The 6,787-nt window shown below is 56.8% G+C and carries 7 protein-coding genes and 3 pseudogenes; 5 read left to right on the top strand and 5 right to left on the bottom strand.

The annotated features are described in order from the left end of the window. Positions 1-122: 122 nt before the first annotated feature. A pseudogene (locus N181_RS35315) lies at positions 123-248 on the top strand (transposase); the annotation flags it as partial. On the opposite strand, the gene N181_RS34540 reads toward N181_RS35315, so the two are convergent. Continuing rightward, complete coding sequence (locus N181_RS34540) at positions 224-472, bottom strand: hypothetical protein (RefSeq protein WP_037436606.1); 249 nt, start codon at positions 470-472, stop codon at positions 224-226. The pseudogene N181_RS35315 and the gene N181_RS34540 overlap by 25 nt on opposite strands. Continuing rightward, positions 454-615, bottom strand: coding sequence for a transposase domain-containing protein (locus N181_RS35175; protein WP_245376623.1), 162 nt, complete (start codon positions 613-615; stop codon positions 454-456). The genes N181_RS34540 and N181_RS35175 overlap by 19 nt, the downstream gene beginning before the upstream one ends. An 826-nt stretch (positions 616-1,441) precedes the next feature. On the opposite strand from N181_RS35175, the gene N181_RS04585 reads away from it, so the two are divergent. After that, entirely contained in the window at positions 1,442-2,059 is a 618-nt protein-coding gene (locus N181_RS04585; protein ID WP_234886014.1) for a pseudaminic acid biosynthesis-associated methylase, read from the top strand. Between the two features lie 78 nt (positions 2,060-2,137). Here the strand turns inward: N181_RS04585 and N181_RS04580 are convergent, their stop codons facing one another. Beyond that, the gene (locus tag N181_RS04580; protein ID WP_037437750.1) at positions 2,138-2,719 is read right to left on the bottom strand and encodes a YdcF family protein; all 582 of its coding nucleotides are present in this window, start codon (positions 2,717-2,719) and stop codon (positions 2,138-2,140) included. 3 nt (positions 2,720-2,722) lie between these two features. Here N181_RS04580 and N181_RS04575 point away from each other — a divergent pair, with 3 nt between their 5' ends. Next, on the top strand, positions 2,723-3,334 hold the full coding sequence (locus N181_RS04575) for a formyltransferase family protein (RefSeq protein ID WP_037436610.1): 612 nt from the start codon (positions 2,723-2,725) through the stop codon (positions 3,332-3,334). Here N181_RS04575 and pseI read toward each other — a convergent pair. Then, complete coding sequence (gene pseI, locus N181_RS04570) at positions 3,331-4,383, bottom strand: pseudaminic acid synthase (RefSeq protein WP_037436612.1); 1,053 nt, start codon at positions 4,381-4,383, stop codon at positions 3,331-3,333. The genes N181_RS04575 and pseI overlap by 4 nt on opposite strands. 629 nt (positions 4,384-5,012) lie before the next feature. Between pseI and N181_RS31010 the strand changes: the two are divergent. Further along, positions 5,013-5,228: pseudogene (locus tag N181_RS31010) on the top strand (transposase); the annotation flags it as partial. On the opposite strand, the pseudogene N181_RS34525 reads toward N181_RS31010, so the two are convergent. Continuing rightward, positions 5,163-5,471: pseudogene (locus N181_RS34525) on the bottom strand (ABC transporter permease); the annotation flags it as partial. The pseudogenes N181_RS31010 and N181_RS34525 sit on opposite strands and share 66 nt — an antisense overlap. A 159-nt stretch (positions 5,472-5,630) precedes the next feature. Between N181_RS34525 and N181_RS04560 the strand changes: the two are divergent. After that, the coding region (locus tag N181_RS04560) for an ISL3 family transposase (RefSeq protein ID WP_155621602.1) at positions 5,631-6,787 on the top strand (1,157 nt) is incomplete at its 3' end.

Genomic DNA, 6,787 nt, shown 5'->3' with positions numbered 1-6,787 from the left:
CACGGCGACCAATGCCGTCTGCTACACCACCTCACGGGACACGATCTAGCGCTCTGCCGCTGATGGTAGTTGATACCGACCGATGGAAATGTTCCGCCAATGTGTGAGCAGCACATCGCTTACTGATCACGTCGGTCGAGCGACGTCGGGGCTGGTCGCGTGAGGAGAAGGAGCGGCTGGTCGCGGCGACGCTTGAGCCAGGCGCAAGTGTTTCAGAGATCGCTCACTCGGCCGGCATCCATGTGAGCCAGCGCTTCCGCTGGCGCAAGGAGCTCTGCCAAATCTCCGCGCCGTCCGCCCCGCAACTCGTTCCGGTGGAGGTCGTCGAAGCGCTGCCCGCGCCGGCGATCCCGGCCGAGCGGCAGCCGGTCTGCCGGGCGCGCAGGAGGCAAGCATTGTCACGATCGAGCTTGGCGGTGGGCGACGTCTCCGTAAGCGGCAAGCTGAGGCCGTTCAGCGGGCGTAGTTCCACGGCATCAGCGCGTCGATTTCGCTGCTCCGCCAGCCGTTGGCGATGCGCTCACGGGTCTGGCTGAGCAGCGAATCGATGTGTTCGCACGTCATTTCGTGGTTATACCACTGTGGGGCGCGCCTTCCGTCGACCAGCAAGAGCATGGTACTCCGGCCGGACCAGTGCCATAAGAGCACTCCAATTTAGGCGTGGTGCACTGTCTGGGTGTTTCCTGCGTTACAGTCTCCTTGCCGTTCGGCTTGCTCACGGCAACAGGACCATTTGACGACGCAATGCCGCCGCCGATTTCACTGCATGACGAGATAATCGATAGGAGCGCTAGGAGAGTGAGTCGGCTGAGATACTTCATGCGCATGGCATATTCCGTAGTAGTCGAATTTTCAAGTCCATTGCAACGTAAGCGGCCAGATTGGTACCGCCTGCCGAATAGCGCCTTGATAACCTAAGAGACGTCATTAACGACGTCTCTAGCGTCGTGTCTTAGGCGAGGTATGGGATGCCTGTTGAAATTCTTGGTCAGGAACGGCGGCGGCGTTGGGGTGACGAGAAGAAGCTTGACATTGTCATGTCTGTCGGGGCTCGACGGTGCGACGATCACTGAGGTTGCACACCGGCACTATGTGACCCGGCAACAGATCTACGCTTGGCGGCATGAGCTGAAGAAGAAGGGTTTGTTGCCGACTACTGCCGATACGTCACCGCCCGATTGTTACCGCGGAGATTTTGCTTTGATGCGGGCGACGAGCTCGTCGTCGTCGAGGTCGAGGAAGTCGTTCCATTTGACGGTCGATCGGCGCGCATCGGCAAGCATTTGCCTCAGTTCGTCAATGCGGGGAGCATAATTGGAAAGTTCCAGTTCAGAACGATTCGATTTGCGGGAAGCACGTCACAGCATTTGAAAAACATTCTCCTTTCTTGCGCAGACAACGCGGTTGTGCTTATTCCCGACTAATGCATCGGAGAAAAAACGTGGCGACCGAACAAGAGAAGTTCTGGGAAGGCGATTTTGGATCAAACTACCTAAAAAGAAATCAAGGTGATGCCTTGGTTGCTTCCAAGCTCGCGTTGTGGGCCAAAATTCTCTCAAAGGCCCCTGGTGTATCATCCGTCCGCGAACTTGGCGCGAACATCGGGCTAAATCTTCAGGCAATTTCGTCACTCATCCCACAGGTGTCCCTGCAGGCTGTCGAAATAAACCCAGATGCCTTTGCAACTCTGTCTCAGTTACCGAATGTAAGCGCTGTTTGCGGTTCCCTCTATGAGCCGTTCCCAGCTGCACAGACCGACCTTTGCTTTACCTGCGGGGTCTTGATCCACCTCAATCCAGACTTGCTGCCCGTCGCCTACCAGCGCCTTTACGAAGGATCAAATCGCTACGTTCTGGTCGTCGAGTACTACAATCCGACCCCGGCAGAAGTCGTTTACCGAGGGCACGAAGGGAAGCTCTTTAAGAGAGATTTTGCAGGTGAAATAATGGCATCATTCCCGGATCTGCGACTCGTCGACTATGGTTTTATGTACCGGGGCGATCCGGTCTTCCGTGCCGACGATCTTACCTGGTTCTTAATGGAAAAACGTGCGCTTTGAATCGCTAAGAACCTTGTGCACTGAGCAATCTCATTGTGAGGGGTGTAAGTGCGGTCGGTGAATTCCAGTTATCGATGATCATATCGGGCTGTATATCGCCCCGTTGTAAAACGGGTGAGCAGTGCGCAACCGATCAAGGATCGCGACATCATCACCAGCCTCAATGCCGTTAAATGTCGAATGAAAAGCAGCCAGAGACTTTGCTTCGGAGGCGGCAAAACTGGCATTTGTATCACTCTTTGCCCCCTTGACCACAACATGGAAGGAGGGTCCATAGACAAATGAGAAAATCGCTAGCGTTCGCGCCTGGTGGTAGGAGCTTGTGACCGTCAGTATTCGTTTCCAGCCAAAAGGAATCGCAAAATTTCGTTTCGAGAAAACCGCATCCCCAACAGTATCGCGAGACGTGCGCTCAACCAGGACCTTATCTGAATCGACCTGGAGTTCTTCCGTAGCGAAGCTAGCCATGGCATCAGCGATTGCCAGGTCGCTATCATCGCGATAAGGCCACCCACAAGCCAAAATCAACGGTGCCATTCCAGCCTTGAGCGCTCTTACTGCGGTAGCCATTCGCTCCCGGCTTTCGTCGTTTAGAACGCCTTGTGCGTCCATCAGATTTGCGAGTACAACGACCGCATCGAACTTTTCCGCTTGGCGCACTTTATGAAAATCCTGTTCCTGACGAACAACAAAGACGTGAGTAAGCCGTTAATTGACTGGCTACAAGAGGGCGACGAAGTTCTGGTGAACGGAGAGCCACTTACGCCAGACGTTATGGCGCAGCTGTCGCCAGAAATAGTCATCAGCTATGGATACCGCCACATAATCAAGCGGGACGTACTTTCCCTGCTTGACGACGGTTTCTTCAACCTTCACGTCTCGATGCTACCCTTCAATCGAGGCGCGGATCCGAACGTCTGGTCGTTTTTGGATGACACGCCAAAGGGCGTTACCATTCATCGTATCGACGAGGGATTGGATACGGGGCCGATCGTGGTTCAAAGAGAAGTGTATTTTGACGAGGCGAAGGAAACACTAAGCGCCACCTATGCGAAGCTGCAGGCTGAGATACAGGATCTCTTTCGCGAGCACTGGCCGGCGATAAGAGACGGTTCTGCCCCGAGAGTCAAAGCTCAAGGCCCCGGTTCGTACCATCAGGCACGGGAATTTGCTGCCTTGCGGTCAGTGCTGATGGGCCCCGAGGGCTGGGCAGTACCGATCTCGCTGTTTCGCCATCGGTACGACAAGCTAAAGAATGCTGGGGGTGCAGCCTAGGCCAAATCTTCCCATTGTAACGGCTCCCCCCGTTCAAGATCTCGGGCAGCCTTCCTTCCAATCACACTCGGTAAATGCTTGGGGGGTATCCCGTATCCTGGACGTATCGAGCGGACGTTTGTCTCTGTGATAGGTTGGCCTGCCTTCACTGGTTGAACGACGAAGAGGGATCGTCGGAAGATCTCGTTTCCTCTCTCGCTGCCGGAAAGATCATAGCTGACTGAGCCCAGCGCCTCCCACGCGCTGCGGCAATCTGAAACAAGTCTTTTGAGTTCATCCGGCTCAAGGGAAAAAGCGGAATCCGGTCCGCCATCTGCTCTCAAAAGAGTGAAATGCTTCTCGATCACTCGGGCGCCGAGCACAACGCTAGCAACTGCGGTGGCGGTTCCTGGTGTGTGATCAGACAGGCCGCCCACAACTTGGAATGCTTCTGCCAAGTGGGGAATAGTCCTAAGCCTCGCCTCACTAAAAGGGGCCGGATACGCACTCGTGCAATGCAGGAGTGCGACGTCGCTAGCGCCGTTCTGGCGGGCTGTTGCGACTGCCGCTTGAATTTCGGCAAGATTGGCCATTCCAGTCGAGATGATCATCGGCTTTCCACGACGGGCAACCGATGCAATCAATGGCAGATCAACGATTTCGAATGATGCTATCTTGTAGGCGGGGGTCCCAAGGCTCTCTAGCAATTCGACTGCTGTTTCGTCGAATGGTGTCGAGAGGGGAATTATCGACCTCTTTCTGGCATGTGAGAACAATTCCTCGTGCCACTCATATGGAGTGAAAGCCTCACTGTAGAGGTCATATAGCGTGCGTCCGTCCCAAAGGCCGCCATTTATGCGAAAATATTCATTGTCCACGTTTATCGTAAGAGTATCTGGGGTGTAAGTTTGGAATTTAACAGCGTTCGCGCCGCAATCGGCCGCGACATCGATTGCCTCGAGAGCGCGCTTGATGTCGCCCAGGTGGTTGGCGGAGAGCTCTGCAATGATGAAGGGGGGCTCGTCGTCAGCTATTCGCCGGCCCGCGATTGACATTTCCTGCTGTGTCATTCGGTTTTCCTATGGATGCCGATGGTGTAATGCCTCATGCTACTGCCGGAGGCAACGGCTCTTACGCTGAAGCTCGCCGCTCTAGCGTTCAGAGGCGCCGCGACACACCGGGTGGCTGCTCAAGGCGAAGCAAGGCGGTACTAGCGATACTAGTATATGTTCTCGTTATGTCCTTTCGATGTCGCGGCCTTTATCAACCAAAGACAGCAATAGCCTTGCTATCCAAGGGTTGCCATGCGATTCGTAAGCGTGGCGTGATGGCCGCCTACCGGCGCTGCCCTGGAGTGGGATAGTGTCCACCAAGTGCTAAGTGGACACTATGGCGCTATCCGATGTCGGGAATGAGCGAAGCAGCGAAGCGCGGTCGACGAAACTGGTCGCTAGAAGAGAAATGACGGATTGTTGAAGGAGCGCAGCTTCCCGGCAATTCGGTAGCGGAGGTGGCGCGCCGGCGCGGGGTCAACAGCAACCTGCTTTTCCGCTGGATACGGGCAGCCGCGGCCGGACAGCTCGCTCACCGGCCGGCTTCCCTTGTGCTTCTGTCGCCACCCTGGACTTCATTCCGATCGGCGTGTTTGGACGAGGCGATGACGAAGGGTCTGCCATGGCAATACCGGTGGCGTCATCGTTTGATGAGCGATGAGGCGAAGGCGTTCATGGCCATTGGCGAAAACTATGCCAAGCGTGACACCGTGAAGCATTCCAGCCGCGAATACTTTCGCGACGCCGTCCATGTCAATTCGGTCGAAGGGTTCAATTCCCGCGTCCGCCGCACAATTGCCGGCGTCTTTCATCACATCAGCCCGCAGCATGCCGACCTGTATTTCCACGAGATCGGCGAGCGCAGTCGCCGCAAAGAGCGTTGCCCAGAAGCTGTCGGGCTCGATCACGCGGAAGAGACCGAGTTGGAAGCCGAAGATATGGATCTGCACCAGGCCAATTACGAGATTGGGCACCGACAGGAACAGGGACGGGAAACCCCGCAGCAAGCCCTGCCCGAACCGTTTCGGAAGGAACCGGGTCTCGTAGGCAATCGTCACCGCCAGCAGCAACGCGACGAGGAAACCCGTAGACGCGAGGAACCCCGTGACACCCGCCTAAGGGCCGCGACCAATTGAATCAGGGGCGTTCGAGCTGTCAATCGGCGTGCAAAATTCACCCCTTATCGGCATGCAAATTTGGCTCTGACTCACTTTTGATGAAATCAAGTGCTGGCTGATGTTGGTTTCACATAAGGAATCAGCACCATGGGTTATTCGCTGCGACCGTCGACGCTCGTTCCTCGCGGCTTTGTAGTCGACAATACAGCCGTTGATGACGAGGTTATGTTGATCGCGGTTCGGCCGGCGAGTAGAACAAGCCTTTGCCCGATCTGCGGAACAAGGTCGGAGCGAATCCACAGTCGATATCAACGACGCTTGGCTGACCTGCCCTTGGTGGGAAAGCCCGTTCGGCTTGTCATTGAAGCGCGACGGTTCCACTGCGACGCAGTGTTGTGCGGCCGGCGAATCTTCGCCGAGCGCTTCGACGGGGACGTTCTCGCGCCTTCAGCGCGGCGAACTGCGAGGCTCGACCACATCGTCCATCATCTCGGGCTTGCACTGGGTGGCAGGCCAGCGGCCGCCTTTGCCAAGCGGCTGATGTTGCCGGTAAGCAATGATACGCTGCTGCGCGTCGTGCGGCGGCGCGGCAGTCCGCGCTTTGTCCCGCCGATCGTGATCGGGATCGATGATTGGGCGTGGCGACGTAACCAACGCTATGGGACCATCATTTGCGATCTGGAACGGCGCAAAACCATTGCTCTCCTGCCAGATCGGGAGCCGTCGACGGCCCAGGCTTGGCTCTCGGACCAACCTCAGATCAGCATCGTCGCCCGCGACCGCGGCGGTGGTTACGCGACGGCTGCAGCCAAGGCATTGCCACAGGCGACCCAGGTCGCTGACCGCTGGCACTTGATGGAGAATGCCAGCCGGGCATTCGTCGATGCGGTGCGCAAATCCATGCGCCAGATCCGAACCGCGATCGGAGCCGCCACGATCAATCCCGAGCTGCTGACTGCCGCCGAGCGCATCCAGTACGAGGGATATCTTCGCCGCGAAGACACCAACGCCGCCATTCTCGACCTGGCCAAGTCGGGAGCCGCAATCAAGGAGATTATGCGCCGGACCGGATACAGTCGCGGCCTGGTCCGACGCGTGCTGCGTGGTCAACGTTCGGATGTCTTCCGCGTCCGCGAGAACTCGCTCGAACTCTATCTGCCATGGCTTGACGCTCAGTGGTCGGCCGGACACCGGAATGGAACGGAGCTATGGCGGCAACTCAAGAGCCAAGGGTTCCGTGGCTGCCTTCGAGTTGTCACCGAGTGGGCCACACGCCGTCGAAAAGCAGAAAAGGTCGATGACGG

It is taken from the genome of Sinorhizobium fredii USDA 205 (genome assembly GCF_001461695.1).
Lineage (GTDB): Bacteria > Pseudomonadota > Alphaproteobacteria > Rhizobiales > Rhizobiaceae > Sinorhizobium > Sinorhizobium fredii.
The sequence above is the reverse complement of the archived record's forward strand: the minus strand, read 5'-3'. Positions and strand labels throughout refer to the sequence as shown.

Excerpts from the sequence above, each read along its gene's own strand:
- N181_RS04575 (WP_037436610.1), top strand. The coding sequence starts at position 2,723 with ATGAAAATCCTGTTCCTGACGAACAACAAAGACGTGAGTAAGCCGTTA.
- N181_RS35175 (WP_245376623.1), bottom strand. The coding sequence starts at position 615 with ATGCTCTTGCTGGTCGACGGAAGGCGCGCCCCACAGTGGTATAACCAC.
- pseI (WP_037436612.1), bottom strand. The coding sequence starts at position 4,383 with ATGACACAGCAGGAAATGTCAATCGCGGGCCGGCGAATAGCTGACGAC.